This window comes from Pseudomonas sp. GW821-FHT05H12 (genome assembly GCF_059419385.1).
In genome coordinates, this window is record NZ_JBWKRS010000020.1 from 59912 (window position 1) to 77973 (window position 18062).

General features: G+C 50.8%; 17 protein-coding genes. 8 read left to right on the top strand and 9 right to left on the bottom strand.

Going from position 1 to position 18062, the window contains the following annotated elements; genetic code table 11:
- Nucleotides 1-61: 61 nt before the first annotated feature.
- Together eat and AC07SU_RS18640 are read left to right on the top strand one after the other, a co-directional pair.
- A complete protein-coding gene (gene eat / locus AC07SU_RS18635; RefSeq protein ID WP_494997837.1) occupies nucleotides 62-1426 on the top strand; it encodes an ethanolamine permease in 1365 nt (454 codons plus the stop codon).
- Between the two features lie 110 nt (nucleotides 1427-1536).
- A complete protein-coding gene (locus AC07SU_RS18640) occupies nucleotides 1537-1704 on the top strand; it encodes a DUF2897 family protein (protein ID WP_003172675.1) in 168 nt (55 codons plus the stop codon).
- Between the two features lie 74 nt (nucleotides 1705-1778).
- Here AC07SU_RS18640 and AC07SU_RS18645 read toward each other — a convergent pair whose 3' ends face one another.
- A complete protein-coding gene (locus AC07SU_RS18645; protein WP_494997838.1) occupies nucleotides 1779-2627 on the bottom strand; it encodes an urea carboxylase-associated family protein in 849 nt (282 codons plus the stop codon).
- Between the two features lie 15 nt (nucleotides 2628-2642).
- The gene (locus AC07SU_RS18650; RefSeq protein WP_494997871.1) at nucleotides 2643-3287 is read right to left on the bottom strand and encodes a GntR family transcriptional regulator; all 645 of its coding nucleotides are present in this window, start codon (nucleotides 3285-3287) and stop codon (nucleotides 2643-2645) included.
- Nucleotides 3288-3419: 132 nt separating this feature from the next.
- On the opposite strand from AC07SU_RS18650, the gene AC07SU_RS18655 reads away from it, so the two are divergent.
- Nucleotides 3420-3983, top strand: a complete 564-nt coding sequence (locus AC07SU_RS18655; RefSeq protein WP_494997839.1) for a TetR/AcrR family transcriptional regulator — start codon at nucleotides 3420-3422, stop codon at nucleotides 3981-3983.
- 48 nt (nucleotides 3984-4031) lie between these two features.
- Here the strand turns inward: AC07SU_RS18655 and AC07SU_RS18660 are convergent, their stop codons facing one another.
- Complete coding sequence (locus AC07SU_RS18660) at nucleotides 4032-4355, bottom strand: ComEA family DNA-binding protein (protein ID WP_494997840.1); 324 nt, start codon at nucleotides 4353-4355, stop codon at nucleotides 4032-4034.
- A 295-nt stretch (nucleotides 4356-4650) separates the two neighbouring features.
- Here AC07SU_RS18660 and AC07SU_RS18665 point away from each other — a divergent pair, with 295 nt between their 5' ends.
- The 5 genes from AC07SU_RS18665 to AC07SU_RS18685 all read left to right on the top strand — a co-directional run bounded on the left by AC07SU_RS18665 (nucleotide 4651) and on the right by AC07SU_RS18685 (nucleotide 10361).
- Nucleotides 4651-5718 (top strand): ATP-grasp domain-containing protein, encoded by a 1068-nt coding sequence (locus tag AC07SU_RS18665; protein ID WP_494997841.1) that lies wholly within the window; start codon nucleotides 4651-4653, stop codon nucleotides 5716-5718.
- Nucleotides 5715-6611, top strand: coding sequence for an NAD-dependent epimerase/dehydratase family protein (locus tag AC07SU_RS18670; RefSeq protein WP_494997842.1), 897 nt, complete (start codon nucleotides 5715-5717; stop codon nucleotides 6609-6611). The genes AC07SU_RS18665 and AC07SU_RS18670 overlap by 4 nt, the downstream gene beginning before the upstream one ends.
- Nucleotides 6608-7225: an HAD family hydrolase gene (locus AC07SU_RS18675; RefSeq protein WP_494997843.1), complete on the top strand. Its 618-nt coding sequence runs from the start codon at nucleotides 6608-6610 to the stop codon at nucleotides 7223-7225. Before AC07SU_RS18670 ends, AC07SU_RS18675 begins: the two co-directional genes overlap by 4 nt.
- Before the next feature lie 824 nt (nucleotides 7226-8049).
- Nucleotides 8050-9789 carry a lysylphosphatidylglycerol synthase transmembrane domain-containing protein gene (locus AC07SU_RS18680; RefSeq protein ID WP_494997844.1) on the top strand — a complete coding sequence of 580 codons (1740 nt, stop codon included), beginning with the start codon at nucleotides 8050-8052 and terminating at the stop codon, nucleotides 9787-9789.
- Nucleotides 9790-9800: 11 nt separating this feature from the next.
- The gene (locus AC07SU_RS18685) at nucleotides 9801-10361 is read left to right on the top strand and encodes an O-antigen ligase family protein (RefSeq protein ID WP_494997845.1); all 561 of its coding nucleotides are present in this window, start codon (nucleotides 9801-9803) and stop codon (nucleotides 10359-10361) included.
- Nucleotides 10362-10368: 7 nt separating this feature from the next.
- Here AC07SU_RS18685 and AC07SU_RS18690 read toward each other — a convergent pair whose 3' ends face one another.
- The 6 genes from AC07SU_RS18690 to asnB all read right to left on the bottom strand — a co-directional run bounded on the left by AC07SU_RS18690 (nucleotide 10369) and on the right by asnB (nucleotide 18058).
- Nucleotides 10369-12369, bottom strand: a complete 2001-nt coding sequence (locus AC07SU_RS18690; RefSeq protein WP_494997872.1) for a polysaccharide biosynthesis protein — start codon at nucleotides 12367-12369, stop codon at nucleotides 10369-10371.
- Nucleotides 12370-12430: 61 nt separating this feature from the next.
- Nucleotides 12431-13618, bottom strand: coding sequence for a DegT/DnrJ/EryC1/StrS family aminotransferase (locus tag AC07SU_RS18695; protein WP_494997846.1), 1188 nt, complete (start codon nucleotides 13616-13618; stop codon nucleotides 12431-12433).
- Nucleotides 13619-13695: 77 nt separating this feature from the next.
- Nucleotides 13696-14316 carry an acetyltransferase gene (locus tag AC07SU_RS18700; protein ID WP_494997847.1) on the bottom strand — a complete coding sequence of 207 codons (621 nt, stop codon included), beginning with the start codon at nucleotides 14314-14316 and terminating at the stop codon, nucleotides 13696-13698.
- The gene (locus AC07SU_RS18705; protein ID WP_034102665.1) at nucleotides 14313-14909 is read right to left on the bottom strand and encodes a sugar transferase; all 597 of its coding nucleotides are present in this window, start codon (nucleotides 14907-14909) and stop codon (nucleotides 14313-14315) included. The genes AC07SU_RS18700 and AC07SU_RS18705 overlap by 4 nt, the downstream gene beginning before the upstream one ends.
- Before the next feature lie 63 nt (nucleotides 14910-14972).
- Nucleotides 14973-16100 carry a glycosyltransferase family 4 protein gene (locus tag AC07SU_RS18710; protein ID WP_494997848.1) on the bottom strand — a complete coding sequence of 376 codons (1128 nt, stop codon included), beginning with the start codon at nucleotides 16098-16100 and terminating at the stop codon, nucleotides 14973-14975.
- Complete coding sequence (asnB, locus tag AC07SU_RS18715) at nucleotides 16097-18058, bottom strand: asparagine synthase (glutamine-hydrolyzing) (RefSeq protein ID WP_494997849.1); 1962 nt, start codon at nucleotides 18056-18058, stop codon at nucleotides 16097-16099. Before asnB ends, AC07SU_RS18710 begins: the two co-directional genes overlap by 4 nt.
- Nucleotides 18059-18062: the final 4 nt, after the last annotated feature.

An 18062-nucleotide genomic window follows, 5' to 3' on the forward strand; every position in this document is an offset into this window, starting at 1 on the left:
AGGCTGGCATGCCCACTGCAACACCCTGAATCATTCCAACCGGTTCAGGGAGAGCAACACGATGAACACACAACTCAAACCCACTTTAGGCACCCTGCATTTGTGGGGCATTGCGGTCGGGCTGGTGATTTCCGGCGAATACTTCGGCTGGAGCTATGGCTGGGGTGTGGCGGGTACGCTGGGCTTCCTGGTGACCTCGCTGATGGTCGCGGCCATGTACACCTGCTTTATCTTCAGTTTCACCGAGCTGACCACCGCCATTCCTCACGCCGGCGGGCCGTTTGCCTACAGCCGTCGCGCCTTTGGCGAAAAAGGCGGCCTGATCGCCGGCCTCGCCACCTTGATCGAATTTGTCTTCGCCCCGCCCGCCATTGCCTTGGCCATCGGCGCCTACCTGAATGTGCAGTTTCCGGCACTGGATCCGAAACACGCGGCCGTGGGTGCCTACATCGTGTTCATGGGCTTGAACATCCTCGGGGTGAAGCTCGCAGCAACGTTTGAGCTGGTGGTGTGCGTATTGGCCGTCGCAGAACTGCTGGTGTTCATGGGCGTGGTGGCCCCGGCCTTCAGTTTCAGCCACTTTGCGCTGAATGGCTGGGCGGGCTCTGACACCTTCGGCGCACCGGCGATTGCCGGGATGTTTGCGGCGATTCCGTTTGCGATCTGGTTTTTCCTGGCCATCGAAGGCGCGGCCATGGCGGCCGAGGAAGCCAAAGATCCAAAGCGCACCATTCCAAAAGCCTATATCAGCGGCATCCTGACCCTGGTGCTCTTGGCCATGGGTGTAATGTTCTTCGCCGGTGGCGTTGGCGACTGGCGCACCCTGTCGAACATCAACGACCCATTGCCTCAAGCGATGAAAACCGTGGTGGGCGACAGCTCCGGCTGGTTGCATATGCTCGTATGGATCGGTCTGTTTGGCCTGGTGGCGAGTTTCCACGGCATCATCCTGGGCTACTCGCGCCAGTTCTTCGCCCTGGCCCGCGCCGGCTACTTACCACCGTTCCTGGCCAAACTGTCGCGTTTTCAGACACCGCACCGGGCAATCATCGCCGGTGGCGTAGTCGGCATTGCCGCCATCTACAGCGACGGCCTGATCAACCTGGGCGGCATGACGCTGACCGCGGCGATGATCACCATGGCCGTATTCGGGGCCATCGTGATGTACATCATGAGCATGCTCAGCCTGTTCAAGCTGCGTAAGACCGAGCCATTGCTGGAGCGTACCTTCCGGGCGCCGGGTTATCCGATCGTGCCCGGCATTGCGCTGGTGCTGGCGGTGGTGTGCCTGGTGGCGATGGCGTGGTTCAACGCGCTGATCGGGCTGATCTTCCTGGGCTTCATGCTGGCGGGGTTCATCTACTTCCAAATGACTGCGCAAGACCGCGCCGATGCACCGGCGGATGCGATGTTGACCGGGCTCTGAGTTAAGGAGGCGGAACAGGCCTACAATGAACTACTCAGAACGCCTGTTGCTCAAAGCAGTTATTACCGTGGGAAAATTCTCCCACGGTGATCCGCCTCAAGGAGAGCCTTATGCCGTGGTATGCGTGGTTGATTATGGTGGTCGCGATCGGTTCGATCGTCGGTGGTTTGATGATGCTGCGTGACAGCGCCAACAAGGTGGAACTCACCGACGAACAACGCAAGCGCGTGGCCGAGCGCAACGCCCAGGCGGATGCCAAGGATGCGCAGGACCGCTGACCGATCCAATGACGTCGTTCACTGTAGTGAGCGGGTTCGCCCCGCGCCGGGCTGCGAAGCAGCCCCTCCGCCAATCACTCCCAAGCCGCCTTGGCAATCTGCAACCCATGCTGCCCTTTATAGGCCGCACGCTCCGGCTGGCTCCAGCCGCTCAGCAATTGCTCTTCCAACCTGTAGATCTCAACCCCCAAAGGCCGGCACACCGTCAGCGGGTCCTGCGCCTGGGGCCCCCACATCGGCAGCGATAAATCACCGCCCGGGCACGTGGACAACGCACACAGCAGATCAATCTCGGCAAAAAACTCCAGATAGTCGCCCTTCTGCGCCGGGCACGCCTTCATGAAATACATGTCGTCATGGTTAAGGCCGGTGCATTGGAAAATATTCAGCACATCATGCACGTCAAACTCCGTCAGGCCGTGGGGCAATACCGCACGCGTCAGATTGGAATGGCAGTGGTGGTGAAAGTCTTCGCCGGTGAGCATGCGGTTCACATACGGATCGCAGCGGGTGCCGAGCAGGTCGTGGAGCCGCCCGCCATGCTCGTCGATGCCATAACCGGCCAGGCTGTCGTCGGTGATCGTCACCAGCGGACGCAGAAACGGCAGGTTCGACCACAAGCGGTCATGGGTACTCACATGAGCGCCCTGCAACTGGCGCGTGCGTGCCGCCCACAGGCGTTCGCGGGGGTCATTGGCGTTCCACACGTTGAAGTCGCCAACCTGAGGCCCCACCGGTGTGGTGACACGAAACACATGCCCGGCCGGCACCTTCCATGCCCTGCCCGTGCGAATCGGCACTTCGAACTGCTCGATCAACGTACGTTGCTGCTTTTGGTCACGAATGCGCTCGTAAAATGCTGTATCGACCTGCAGCGCTGAACCCTTACTGACCTGATAAGCGGCCGGATAGTCTTTGTACATGATGCAGATCCTCGATCAAGGGTGGCTAAACAAGGCCAGGGACAGATGTTCCGAATCATCCAGGTACAGGCTCAAAGCCTCCCCTGCCGCCGTTTGATCCTGCTGGACCAATAACGTGTAAATCTCGCGATCGCGCTCCAACCATGGCAACTGGAAACGCTGCTCGTCGGGGGCTGCGCAAAATACCAACCGCAACTGGGCGATGACCTGGGAAAAAAACTCATCGAACAAAGGGCTGCGCATCAAGCCGACAATCTGCTGGTGGAACATCAGGCTGTGAGTGGCAACCGCACGCCAGTCCTCACGCTCGCGGGCCAATGTGGTAGCGTCGATGGCGTTCTGCATACGCTCGGATTGATCCTCTGACAGCGGGCCGCTCTGGGCAATGGCCTGCAACTCCAGGGTGCGACGCACTACAAACAGATCGCGCACCTCCTCTCGCTCCAGCCGTCGGACCATGACCCCTTTATTACGCACATAACGGGTCAGCCCTTCCTGGCCTAGTCGATGCAAGGCTTCGCGAATCGTATTGCGCGATGCGTTATAGGCCTTCACCAGTTCAACCTCAACCAACGGCATGCCCGGAAAAAGCCGCCCGCCGATGATGTCAGCGCGCAACTCAAGAGCAATCTGGTCGGCTAAAGACAAGCTGAGCGCCATGCCTATCTCACGGTTGTTGAACAATCTTCTGCATAGAGGTAATCACTTTCCATGCCAACGTCCCCGATAGAGGACATACGTGTAAATCGATACAAGTTAGTTAGAATGCCAGCCTGTAACCGAGGCAGCCCTATGCGTTATTCACCTGACCACAAAGCCCAGACCCACCAACGCATCATTAAAGAAGCTTCTGTACGCTTTCGCCGCGACGGGATCGGGGCCACGGGCCTGCAACCCCTGATGAAAGCGCTGAACCTGACCCACGGCGGCTTCTACGCACACTTCAAGTCCAAGGACGAGCTGGTGGAAGAGGCCCTACAAGTCGCAGCGGCAGAACTGGACGCGCACTGCGAGATGTTGTTCAGCCAGGACAAACCGGTACAGGCCTTCATCGACAGCTATCTCTCCGAATGGCACGTCACCAGCCCACACCAGGGCTGCCCACTACCGACCATGTGCTCGGAACTGGGCCAGCGCGGCGACCCCAGCGCCACAAGCGATGCTGTCATCGAAGCACGCTTGAAACAACTGGAAAAAGCCCTGGGCGAAGGCCCCGACGCCAAAGACCTGAGCATCGTCATGCTGGCCACCCTAGTGGGGGCACTTGTATTGTCGCGCAGCGCCGAAGACCAGGCGCTGGCACGGAAAATACTGGAAGTAACGCGAGCGCGTTTGAAGGGCCAGGTAGAGGACTAGATCTCATACAAGGGCCGTAACCCGGCCCTTGCAGGCTCCTACTGCAGGTTAATTGACGGTAAGCTTGTCGCGGTTTTTATCCAGCAACGACTTGCCGATTCCCTTCACCTCCAGTAGCTCATCCACCGAGGTGAAGGGGCCATTGGCCTCACGGTGAGCGACAATGGCCTTGGCCTTGGCTTCGCCGATACCGGTGAGTTGGGTGGTTAGGGTTGGGGCGTCGGCGGTGTTTAGATTAAGCTTGGTTGATATGCCTGAGCTAGTCGCCACCCTCTCGGGCTTGGAGGGATGAACCTCAGCGGCTGCTACAACAACCCCGCTCATGCCCAGCACACAAAACATCGCAAACGGCAGAATGAAACGTTGAATCATGGCAAAACTCCTTGGTGTACAAAAAATGAACAGCTGCTCCTGAGCTGCTTTTTAACCGTAGATGATGAGCTCAACGCGTCAAAATCAATTAGATTACAAGGTATTTTGATGCTGCCAACACTGGCCACATAAACATACTCAGCCAAACGTCAATACCCACAAGCACGCGATAGCCGATCGCCCGCCTTTTTAAAAATTAAAAGGCAGTCGACTCAAGATTTTCAACTGAAGAATACACATTAAATTCAAACCAGGGCACAAAGACGACAGGCCCTAGAGAACAAAGGAGTTCACAATGTCAAAAATATTGATAGCAGGTGCTGGCGGAGCGCCCTCGGAAGGTGTGATCAAATCCCTGCAACAGGATGACAAAAAAGAAACAATTATTGGAATGGGATCAGAACCCTCTGACCTAGTGTTATCCAACGCCAGTAAAAAACTATATATCCCCTACGCCAATACACCTGAATACAAAAATGCGCTGCTTAACATTTTAAATCAGGAAAAACCCGACTTGGTACATTTCCAGAATGACCTGGAAATTTATCATGCATCCCTGATGAGAGATGAGATTCTGGCCACAGGCACACGCTTGTTTATGCCGGACCACGAGGTTATTGATACCTGCGTCCATAAATACAAGTCCTATCTTGCGTTCAAAGCTGCAGGAGTTCCTGTTCCAAGCAACAAGATGATCAATAACGTCTCTGACTTAGAGGAAGCATTCAGCACACTGGCTGGAGACGATGGAAAAATATGGTTACGGGCCTCATCCATCGGCGGTGGCGGAAAAGGCGCAATTCCAACCAATGACTTCATGCTCGCCAAATCGTGGATAGACCACTATAACGGCTGGGGCGATTTCGTTGCTGCGCAAATGCTGACACCCAGCACAATCACTTGGCTGTCTATCTGGCACGAAGGAGAGCTTGTAGTAGCCCAGTCACGTGAGCGCAGAGCCTGGACACACGGAAACAGAAGCATTTCCGGGGTGACTGGCGTGACGAAAGTCGGTGTAACCTGTGAAAACAACGAAGCCACAGAAATCGCTATACAGTCAGTTAAAGCCGTATCGAAAAAGCCCCATGGAATATTTGGCGTAGATATGGCCTACGACAAATCTGGCACACCAAACCCTACGGAAATAAATATTTCCAGATTTTTTACGACAGTACAGTTTTTCACAGAAGCCGGACTGAACATGCCAAAAATATTCAAGGACATTGCACTGTATAATGAGTTCCCAACCCTCAATAAAATCATCAACCCTCTGCCAAATGAATTGATGTGGTTGAGAGGCATGGACACCCCGCCAAAACTGACAACGGCCAGTGAAATTGATAATGGGATTATATTCCCATGAAACTGCTGATTACGGGAGCATCAGGGTTCATCGGCAAGAACCTAATGAAAGCAGCTATAAAAAAATGGGGGGCCGGAAACGTTATTGCGCTGACTGCAACACCCAACCTCAATGAGACAAGCATTATATTTAAAAATCATCAGCAGGACCTTGGCCTAACCAACGCCGAAATCGAGCGTATCCAAGACGTTGACGTCATTATTCACGCGGGCGCCTACACGCCCAAGTCAGCAGCGACTGCAAATGCTATTAATGAATGCAACAGCAACGTAGTGTTTACCAACAACCTGCTATCGATAGATTTCAAAAAACTGAGCAAAATAATTTTTACAAGCACACTGGACGTTTACGAAAATACGACACCAATATCAGAAAGCTCGGCAACTGGCCCAAGTACGCTTTATGGCTGGTCAAAACTTTATTGCGAACAGATCATAGCAAACTACGCCAAGCAAAAGTCCATAAACAGTCACACACTCAGAATCGGTCATGTGTACGGCCCAGGAGAGGACCAGTATCAAAAGTTCTTGCCAAAGACTATTGGCAGAATATTAGCTGGCGAAGAAGTAGAACTCTATGGCGACGGATCAGAACTACGAAGCTTCATCTATATTGATGATGTTGTTTCAGCAATACTAGCCAGCGTCGAGCTTACCGAGCGCGTTGATATAATAAACATTGTGGGAGGGCATGCCGTTTCAATAAAAAACCTGCTAGATCAACTGATATCGATCAGCGGCCGAGACGTGCAAGTGACGCAAAAACCATCCAGCGCCACCACAAGAGATTTTATTTTCGATACGACGCTTATAAAAAAATACCTACTGAATACAGAAACAGATTTTGAACTAGGGTTGAAGTCAGAAATCGAGTATTTCGAGGGGATCAAATGAAGATTTTTTTTGATCTTGACGGAACCCTAATAGACTCAAAATACCGGCTCTACAATCTATTCCAAGCGCTAGCCAGTTCATCTCAGCTGACCTTTGATGAATACTGGAGTTTGAAGCACGCACGCTTTAGCAACCAAGACATCCTTGCAAAAAAGCTGATGTATACACATACAAATATAGAAATCTTTACAGACAAATGGATGAGCCTTATAGAGACGCCAGATTATCTTGCACTAGACACACCATTCCCCAACATAGAGCGCACACTAAAAACACTTTCAACGCAAGCAGACCTCTATGTCTGTACCGCACGTCAGTTTGAGAGAGAAGCCTTGATTCAACTGGAGGAGCTAAAGCTGCTGCAGTATTTTAGAAAAGCCATAGTGACTGGACAGTATGACTCGAAAGAGTCTCTGATCAGTAAGCAAGTATCAAATATAGCTGTTTCCGACTGGATGGTCGGCGACACCGGAAAAGACGTAAATACAGGACACTCGCTCGGCATCAATACCTGCGCAGTTCTGAGTGGTTTTATGTCCAGACAAGCACTAGAGCAATATTCACCCACAACGATTCTGAATTTCGCGTCGGAGTTTACGCTTCCTAATCCCTAGCGACACCAACAAGAGGCTGATAGTAAGTTCAGATGGTCACCCAGCGTCCAAGTCAATCCCAAATAATCCAATATTGAGGTTGTGATAAAGCCCCACGACCAAGGGGCTTTCTTTGGGAAGAGCACAAATAGAGAGGCAGGTGCCAGCGCAAATCCGAGAGCATTGACCTGTTCAATAAGGAAAACTGCGATCGTCTGGAAAATGCCTATTTTTTGACGAGGAGCAGCTTCAGAGCGCACAAGGGATATTGAAAACATAGGTACAAGATATGACCCTCCCTACTCACGCAGTGGCCATCATAATAAATTGGTAAATCGCGCTCTAGCGAGAATTATTACACTATTTTTTACAATAAAACGGTAAATGATCAAACAGTCAACTCACACCGCGCAACCGCACTGTTTCGAACCTCATGGATGAGAGGCTGGCGCTGTATATACTCTTGAGCAGACAATTTGACGCCAGGAGTTTTATCCAAAAATAACAACCTAAAAAGTCAAATTGATAGCTAGCAACGTTCAAGATATACCCCTCTCTGCCACCCTCTTAGTTTGTATAGCTTAGTCAAACAACGATTGATTACAGCCCCTACCGTCCAAAGCAAGCTTATAAAAAGAAACAACCACAAAACATCATCATTGAGTGGCGCAAACAAATACCAAACAAATAATTAGACACGCATTGCGCTGTAGGAATATAACTATATTGATGTGGGAATATTCTTGCACCGGGAATCGTATGATTTTATTACTAAAAAACGCGCTACCATACGTTCAACTGTTCAAGCCTATTATTCCTCGACGTCATGACGGCAGCTCATAGCAATGAAAAAAACCTTAAACAATCACCAGCTGCTTAAAGCTTTAATATCCCTAATATTGCTTGGAGCACTTGCCTACCACGCGTCGCTTTGGGAATTAATTGAAAGCCTCAAAAGATTCCCGCTAGAGATAGTAGTGCTAAATATTATGTTGATTGGTGCCAGCATCGTCATGGTTACCTTCCGTTATTGGAGAATTCTCAATCACTTCGGTCACAGCCTTTCCTGGCGAGTCGTCTACAGGGCCTGCGCTGCGGCAAATCTAGCATCATTGGTGATCATTCCACTGCTGGGACAATTGATTGGTAGACAAGCCCTACTCCGCCGCGCGGGTGTAACCAGCATTGAAAATGCGTTAATCGCCATTTATGAACGTTTGGCCGTTGGAGGCGTAAGCGCGATATTTGCCCTTATCGGTAGTGCCTACTTGATAGAATCGAAAGTGCAGCGCTACATTGAGCAAATTCCATACATTGAAATATTCTGCATCATTACAACAGGTATTCTGTTAAAACTTATATCAAGCACTAGCAAACTGGAGCGAGAGCTGATCAGCAAAACATTGGAGTTAAAAAATCTAATAAAGCTACTGGAAATATTAACCATCACAATACTAACATTATCATTAACAATATTGAGCTTTACCCTAATATTTTACATTGCCGCACCCAACACTGAATTGACTTCGCTGCTGTCCGCAGCGGCTATCACGTCCTTCGTTGCAAGCTTACCCATCAGCTTTGCCGGATGGGGGCCACGTGAGTTGGCAGCCATCTATACACTCGGACTATTTGGAGTGCCCTCAAAGGAAGCACTGAGTGCATCAATACTATGCGGCGTGCTATCGATAATTAGCGTGCTTCTATTAAGTCCGTGGGGCCTGACGAGGGAACGTTACAACCACAAGAACGACTCGTCTCCCACAACAACACAAAAGGCTACTCAGGGGATATCTATGCCAAACACTGCGGCATGGATATTTGCAATGGCGATTGCACTACTTATATTTTTTCAACTACACATAACGCTAGCAAACACATCAGTCAACATTAATCTTTCCGATCTTTTTGCCGTTATGGCATTAACAGCCACAGTCTTATACTGCATTAGCGAAAGAAAACTTCCAAGATGGCACGTGCAAAAAGTCAACTTATACCTGTGCCTTATCACATCAGCAATGCTAGTAAGTTTCTTGATTGGCTGGAGCGCATTCGGCATTAGCAGTTGGGCAGTAACCAAGCTGGCAGGTTGGTTTGTATTGCTCGGCTTTATGAGCGCAGGATACTTGTGCGTATCAAACTTAGGAATTAAAGCATTCCGCCACATTATAGAACACATGGTAGCGATTGCTTGTGCGATTATTGTACTGCAACTGACCCTCAGGGCAATGCACTTCAGCGGCTTGATACAATGGGAAAGCTTTTCGAGCGAACTGCAGGGTTATTCAGGCAATCGTAACGCCTTGGCATTTCAACTGATCGCGTTAATTTCAGTATTCTCGTCCCACCTATCTATTTACAGGAAGGCTGGCAGAAACGGCCATGGCATCAACATTCCGATAATTGCGCTGAGCATCATGATAGTAGGTGTTCTATTCACAGCCTCGAGATCAGGAATACTGACCCTCGCCACTATATTAATTAGCGCTTGCATACTCAAGAGCATGTCCTGGAGAGAGCTCGTTAACTCGACACTGCTAGCACTGCTACTCTGCACGTTGTTGCTTACAGCAAGTACTCGGTAGGAGACCGAAAAATGAAACAACATCTTCGGAAAATAGGTATATTAACTACCGTCGTCATCACCGTGATGGTAGTACTTTTCACCAAGCACAGCTTTATGAGCGGCGACAGCGAGCACTTTAACCTACTGAACGCAACCCCAAACTTTACGGGCACATCAAGTGACACAGCCCGTATGGTACTGATCAACAGCGTTATTACGGAATGGTTAAAACAACCTATTTTTGGGCAGGGGCTCGGATATTACTTCGAAAAAAGCAATGAACTAGTGGGCTTCAAGGTCACCATACACAATACACTACTGTGGTTACTTACAGAGTTTGGAATTGTCGGGGCCGGCATTTTCTTGGCGGCCCTGATCGGTATCGGCTGGCAATTAAAGAAGAATATTAATATTGGTTATAGAAACAAAGCCGTTACGCTACTACTGATGACACTTATCATCATGAGTCTGTTTCACGAAGTTTTATACCAGCGAATTTTCTGGTTCATGTTTGGAGCATTAATCGCCGTTCAATACTCCAATGCCCCACCGCCTGCAAGTGACGAACGCGCCCCCCCCCCGATAAATTGAATATAGGTCAGTCCACTTGATTGGGTCCAGATGCCTGTAGGTAGAGCCAATCAACGATATCACTTTCCGGAACGTAGCCTGTAACGGTATGTCGCAGCAATTGACGAACGAGCGAGTAATCTCCACGTTGAACGGCAGCCAACAGTTCGTCAAGCCTGCCTTTTAGAACGTCCCAAGACAGATGATCCTCGCTGGCACACATGATCATTGGGTGCTGAGTGGAAATGACATTGTCGCCGATCAACAACTCTTCATAAAGCTTTTCACCGGGGCGCAGCCCCGTGCATTCAATAGAGATGTCGCCGCTCGGGTTCTTCTCGGAGCGAACAGAGAAACCTGACAAATTAATCATTTTTTCTGCAAGCTCTATTATCCTGACAGGCTCTCCCATATCCAAAACAAAAACATCGCCACCCTGCCCCATTGACCCCGCCTGAATAACCAACTGTGCAGCTTCAGGAATCGTCATAAAATAGCGCGTGATTTTTGGATGAGTGACCGTCAATGGTCCACCCATCTTGATCTGCTTATGAAAAAGAGGAATGACAGAGCCCGAAGAGCCTAAGACATTTCCAAAACGAACCATAGTGAACCGGGTTTTATTGAGACACGCCCCCTCCTGCTCGCCAAACAGGACAGGTTCAGCTTCACGGCTAAGCGCCTGCAAAATGAGCTCTGCCAATCGCTTGGTGCTACCCATCACATTGGTAGGTCGTACCGCTTTGTCCGTTGATATGAGAACAAAGTTCTCTACCTGGGCTTGCAGTGCGGCCTGAGCAGTGTGCAATGTCCCAACCACATTATTTAAGATGCCTTCGGCTATATTATGCTCAACCATCGGCACGTGTTTGTAAGCGGCTGCGTGATAGACCGTGCTAACTTTCCAAGCCAACATGATCTCATGTAGCTTTGCCTGATTCCTTACCGACCCCAATATAGGCACCAGCTTAACAGCCAATGCTTCTCTAGAAACGCGCCCTTCCAACTCGGTTAAAATACTGTAGAGATTGAACTCACTGTGATCAAACAAAATGATCGAAACAGGGCCGAGTAAAAGTATCTGCCTGCACAGTTCAGAACCGATCGAGCCACCAGCACCGCTGACCAATACGGTCTTGCCGGTGATACAACGAGCCAGTAAATCTGGGTTTTCCGGCACTGCGTCGCGACCGAGTAGATCAGCAATATCGACTTCTTGAATGTCATCAACCTTGACGCGACCACTGGCGAGGTCCATGAATCCAGGAACACTTCGTACATGAAGCGGGAATGACTCGAGAAAACCCAAAATCTGCCTTCGTCGTGCGCGAGTAGAAGAGGGAATGGCCAAGAGTATTTCTTCTGCACCAGTAGCGTCGAGCATCCTCTGAATATGATCAGGTTTATACACTTGCAAACCTGAAATAACTCGATCGCAAATACCACGATCATCGTCGATAAACGCCACTGGACGCATAGCCTTGCCAATACGCAAGGCCGCCACTAGTTGGTTACCTGCAGCCCCCGCGCCGTAGATGGCCACCTTAGTCATCCGTGAGTCAGCGCCGGAAAGCGTATTACTTTGGGGTGACGAGAACCAATCGCCCATAAAATACTGGCGCATGGCAAAGCGCAGTCCACCGATGGCAACCAGGCTCAGCCACCAATAGTTGAAAACTATTGATCTGGGAACAACTGTGTGCTGACTACCAAATAAATAAACAACAACGGTCAGTGATAATGAAGAGAGAGTGACAGCCTTGAAAATGGCAATCAGGGCATCGTTACCAAAATACCGCATGACGGCGCGATACATGCCTAACTTCACAAAAAATGGAATGGACACAATCGGGGCGATCACGAACAACCAGCCGTGAGATACCAGAGGGTAAGCAAAATCGCCAACCCCCAAACGAACGATGAAGGACATCCACAACGCCAGCCAGACAATCAAAATGTCAGCAGAAACCTGAAACGCCCGCTTTTGACGGCGAGTGAGACTCAGCAATTGAAGGCGCAGTCTATCCATTAAGCCCTGAAACACTAAATACCGCTCCTGATACCAAACCTGTAATTATTGAATACTGGCTTTACGCCAAATCCCTATGACCAGCCAAAGCCATCACCTCTGTCAATACCTGACAGGTCTTGGCCACTTCGGATTCTTTGAGCGTTGGATGGACCAAAAACATCAAACTCGTTTCACCTAACTCCTTGGCCACTGACAAACGCTGTTGCGGGCGAAATGAAGTTCTTTCAAAGGCCTTCTCAAGGTAGACTTCGGAGCAAGAACCTGAAAAACATGGAACGCCGAGCGCATTGATTTCTTGAATGATGCGATCGCGACTCCAGCCGTCCGCCAAGGCCGCAGGCTCAACAAACACGTAACATTTATAAGCGGCGTGAGAAATTTCTGTTGGTAGCGCAGGCACACGTAAAGCGTTTATATCTCGAGCACAAGACCAAATTTTCTCCGCGAAAGCCAGACGCTGGCGCTGCCATTCTGGCATACGCTTAAGCTGGATCCTGCCGATAACACCTTGAGCTTCAAGCATGCGCCAATTGGTGCCAAAGCTCTCATGAACCCAGCGAAAGCCGGGAGCGTGGGAATCTTCATAAACAGCCCTCCAACTTTTACCATGATCTTTGAAAGACCACATCAACGACCATAAATGCTGGTCGTTTGTCGTTACCATGCCCCCCTCACCGCCCGTGGTCATAATCTTGTCCTGGCAGAAGGACCAGGCTCCGACATGACCGATCGAACCAACCGGGCGCCCTTTATAGGTAGCACCATGAGCTTGGGCACAATCCTCAATGATCTTGAGTTGATGCGTTTGTGCCAACTGCATAATGGGGTCCATGTCGCAGGGCCAACCAGCAAGGTGCACACAGATAACTGCGCGTGTACGCGCCGTAAGAACCGCCTGTATTGTCTGCGCAGTAATATTTTGTGAGTCAGGATCTACGTCAGCAAATATGGGCGTGGCACCAGCATTAATAATGCTGGAAACAGAGGCAAGAAAAGTCCGGGAAGTAACCACGACTTCATCACCAGGACCAATCTCTAGTGCGCGCAGTGCGAGGTCAAGTGCAACAGTACCGTTGGCAAGTGCGACCGCATATGAAGTACCTGCCCACGCCGCAAACTCTTTTTCAAACTCTCGACATTCCTGACCAGTCCAATAATTGACTTTGTTTGACAAAATCACTTCTTTAACGGCATTGGCTTCTTCCTCCGAAAAAGACGGCCAAGGAGAAAATGGAGAATTCAGCACTGTCAAGTCCCTATAGATAAAATGGCGATTATGAAATATAGCTCATTGAGGATACAAAGGTTAGGGCATAAATTGTGCTACTTGAGCGGTCGGGCTGGCACTCCGACAACGGTGACATCATCCATCACGTTAGCAACTACTGCTGCTCCAGCACCAATCACAACCGCCGACCCGATATGTATGCACTGCCGGATAGAAGCCCCTATTCCAACCCAGCAGAGGTCGCCCAGCAATACTCCTCCCGCAAGGCTCGCACCCGGACTGACATGACAGCCCTGTCCCAATCGACAGTCATGGTCCACGTTGCACCCCGTATTGAGTATCGCGGCTTGCCCAACGACCGCACCGGCGTTGACTGAAACACCGGCAAATATGACGCTGCCAGCAGCAATTTTTGCGTAGCGGCTAATGTTCGCGCGCGGGTGAACAATAGTCGCAATTTTTGCACCGGACGCTTGTAGCTCCAGCGTGATTCTCAACCTGGTTTTGTTGTCGCCAATAGCTACCACAACACCGTCGAACTGAGAAAGTGTATTGCGCAGACATGCGGAGTCACCCAGTACGGGCCAGACACCGCAACGGGTCAACTGCGCCGATGAGTCGTCAAAAAACACTACTTCCTTCCAGCCGCAAGCCTCAGCAGTGTCCGCAACCACTTTGCCATGGCCACCGGCACCGAGGATGGCAAGCCGCATCACTGCTGATCCCCCGTGAATTTTGACATTGTCGCTTCACCCTCTGCACTTACACCATCTCGCTTAATAACCTTCTTCACTGTCAGGAACAAAATTTTCAGATCAAGCCAGAAGTTTTGATTTTCAACATACCAAACATCCAGTTCAAACTTTTCCTTCCACCCGAGGGAGTTCCTGCCATTTACTTGCGCCCAACCAGTGATTCCGGGACGAACCTCATGTCGCCGAAACTCATTAGCGGAATACAGCGGGAGGTATTCCATCAACAAAGGTCGTGGCCCCACCAGGCTCATATCACCTTTGAGTACGTTCCACAACTCCGGCAACTCATCCAGACTTGAAGAGCGCAAAAGTCGACCAAAGGGGCCAAGCCGTTCAGCGTCGGGCAAAGGAGCACCGGAGCCTCCGACGGCGTCTTTCATGGTACGGAATTTGATCATTTCGAAGGGTTTACCCGCCAATCCCGGGCGCATTTGCCGGAAAATGATCGGCGAACCGAGCTTCCCGCGTATGAGCAGGGCCACAACCAGGATAACAGGTGATAGCAAGACGATTGCCAGCCCAGCACTGATAACATCAAATATACGCTTTAACATGATTGCACTCTAACACCCTGCACTTTAATCAACCGAATGAACAATGGGACGTAGCCATGAAAATTACAGGCCAATCACTGCGAGCATAACGTTATTGACTTTATTAACGTCATACTTGTCTTCGGCAAGTTTTCTCGAGGCTGCGCCCATACTGACAATCCGTTGTGGGCATTGAACAAACTTAGACATTGCGCTCACCAGCTCATCAACCGACTGGACCGTGACCATAAAACCGTTGAGCCCCTCGATTACTGTTTCACGACAACCAGGAGCATCTGTTGTAATGATTGCCCGCCCCATGGACATAGCCTCAAGCACAGTACGCGGTGTTCCCTCCCGGTAGGAAGGAAGAACGTAAACACTACTCGCTGCAATTACAGGCCTGACATCGCTCAACTTGCCGTGATACTCCAGCGTTCCTTCCGCAATCCAGCCTTGAAGCTCCTGTTCACTGATGGCATCAGGGTTATCGTCGATCCAACCCACTAGATCAAAAGCTACCTCTGGGTGAAGCATGCGTATTTTCCGCGCTGCCATCGCGTATTCCCGCACCCCCTTGTCACCTAACAACCTGGCGATCAACAGGAACCGTGTCTGCTCAGGAAAAGGAGCAACCGTGAAATCATCCAGACAAACGCCAGAACCGTTAACTACCGTAGATCTCGATTCTGCACTGAGAATACCCATGTTCAGGAACAATTCCTGATCATCCGGGTTCTGGAAAAATACAGCGTGTGCGCCAGACAAAGAATACCTGTAGAGACGCTGCACAAGCGTTTTGACCATCAGGCTCAAGCGCCCGCCGCTGTGCTGTTTCTGGAACGCATAACCCAGGCCGGTGATCAGCGCTATTCGTATTATTTTTTTACTGGCGAAACGGGCTGCAATCAAACCGTAGACAACGGGTTTAACGGTATAAGCCAATACGTAATCCGGACGTAAGGCCCTGAGCAACTTCCACAGCTGAATTAAAGTGAAAAAATCAGAGACGGGGTTCATCCCGGTGCGATTCAATGAGATTGAATGAACGGTGATACCTTTGCGCTCCAGCAAAGAACGCACGGGATGACTTGAAGTCAGATCGGGGGCGGCAACATGCACAGCCAACCCCTTGGCAAGCAAAGCGTCCAGTAACGGCCCTCGGAAATTTACCAGTGAGTCAGGGTAGCTGGCGATGACCAGAATACTCATGCTCGCTGCTCCTCCAGCCAAGCCTGAAACATCAGGATAGTCCATAGCTGATGCTGCCAATTACGCACGCCCATTAAATGCTCCTCCCACATTTTTCGAATCGGCGCAGGTCTGAAATACCCCTCAGACTCAAGTCTGGACGAGTCGAGCAAGGAAGCAGCCCATTCTCTAAGCGGCCCTCGCAGCCAACTATCAAGGGGAATACCAAAGCCCTGCTTTGGCCGCTCGATCATGTTTTTAGGCACATGACGATATAGGACCTGCTTGAGCAGCCACTTACCTTCACCCGCACGAATCTTGTAGTGCAATGGCATGTTCCAAGCCAGCTCCACCACACGGTGGTCGAGCAATGGGGAACGCGTTTCAAGACTGGCGGCCATCGCCGCGCGATCCACCTTGACCAGAATATCGTCAGCCATATACGTCTGGGCATCCATAGCCATCATCCAATGCTCAAAACTATCAGTAACAGGCCAGTCAGATGATCGGGTAAAAAGCGTCTCTGGCTCGGATGCCCCCAACACTATGCCTGCAGGATCGTCCCAGTGACTGGCCAATCGATAGAAGAACTCCTCCCCAGTACCCAACCCAAGAACATCAGCCAGCTTATGCGCTTTGTCGCCGGGGGTCGTGATATGCAGCCGCTTGGGTATCAGTGGTTTGCCTAACTTGAACAGCTTGTCCCATGTGACGGGAGGGACTGCTTTCAACATCGACGAAGCCGCGGCCCGCACAGGCCGGGGCAAACGCTGCATGGCCCCCCATACCTTGCGCGCGCTCAAATAGCGGTTATAGCCACCAAACAGCTCATCACCGCCATCACCGCTAAGGGCGACCTTCACATGCTCACGCGCCATTTTGCTGAGTAAATAAGTGGGAATCTGTGAACTGTCACTGAATGGTTCACAGTATATGGATGGCAGCTGAGGGATAACAGCTAACGCATCTTCCGGACGCACATAGAGTTCTGTGTGCTCCGTGCCAAGGTGACGAGCAATGTCTTTGGCATGCACGGCCTCGTCATACCCGCCCTCTTCAAAACCTATGGTAAACGTGCGTATGGGCCTGGCGGATTGTGCCTGCATCAGAGAAACGATAGTGCTGCTGTCGACCCCCCCACTGAGAAAGGCCCCTAACGGAACATCAGACAGCATTTGTCCTTCAAGGCTCTGCAAAAGTCGAGATTCCAGTAAATCAACTGCTTGGCTATCAGTACCGACAAAGGGTGCTGACAAGCCTTGCGCAACTACTGTGTTGAGGCTCCAATAAGTATGGGTCCCTAAAGTCTCGGCTCTCCCCTGAAGATCAACCCGAAGCTGCATGTAAGTGCCCGGCATCAGTTTGAACATGCCCTCATAAATACAATGGGGCGCGGGCACACAATTATGTCTCAACAACAGCACCAAGGCGTTTCGATCAACATCCGCGCAAAAAGCAGGGTGTGCCTTGAGCGCTTTCAATTCGGAGCCGAAGAGAAAAAAATCGCCTTGCCAGCCGTAATAGAGCGGCTTTTCACCAGTGCGATCTCTGGCCAGGGTGAGCAGTTTTTCCTGCCTGTCCCACAAAGCAATTGCGAACATGCCTACAGCTGCCTGAAGCGTCTTTTCCACCCCCCATAAACTAAAGCCTATGAGCAGGGTCTCGGTATCCGCATGCCCTCTCCACTGCAGGCCTGGATCAATCGACTGCAGTGTGGCTCTAAGATCAAGATGGTTATAAATCTCGCCATTGAAAGCGATAACGTACCGACCGCAATGAGAAACCATAGGCTGGCTGCCCGCGGGAGACAGGTCCAGAATTGACAGCCTTGTATGCCCCAAGGCAATACCGTCTTCGCGATCCGTCCAGTAGCCGGCGGCGTCCGGACCACGGTGAGTCAGGGTTGATGTCATTCGTTGCAACACGGCCTCATCCAATGGGACGCTGCTCTGTGCCAGATAACCTACTAAACCACACATGAAG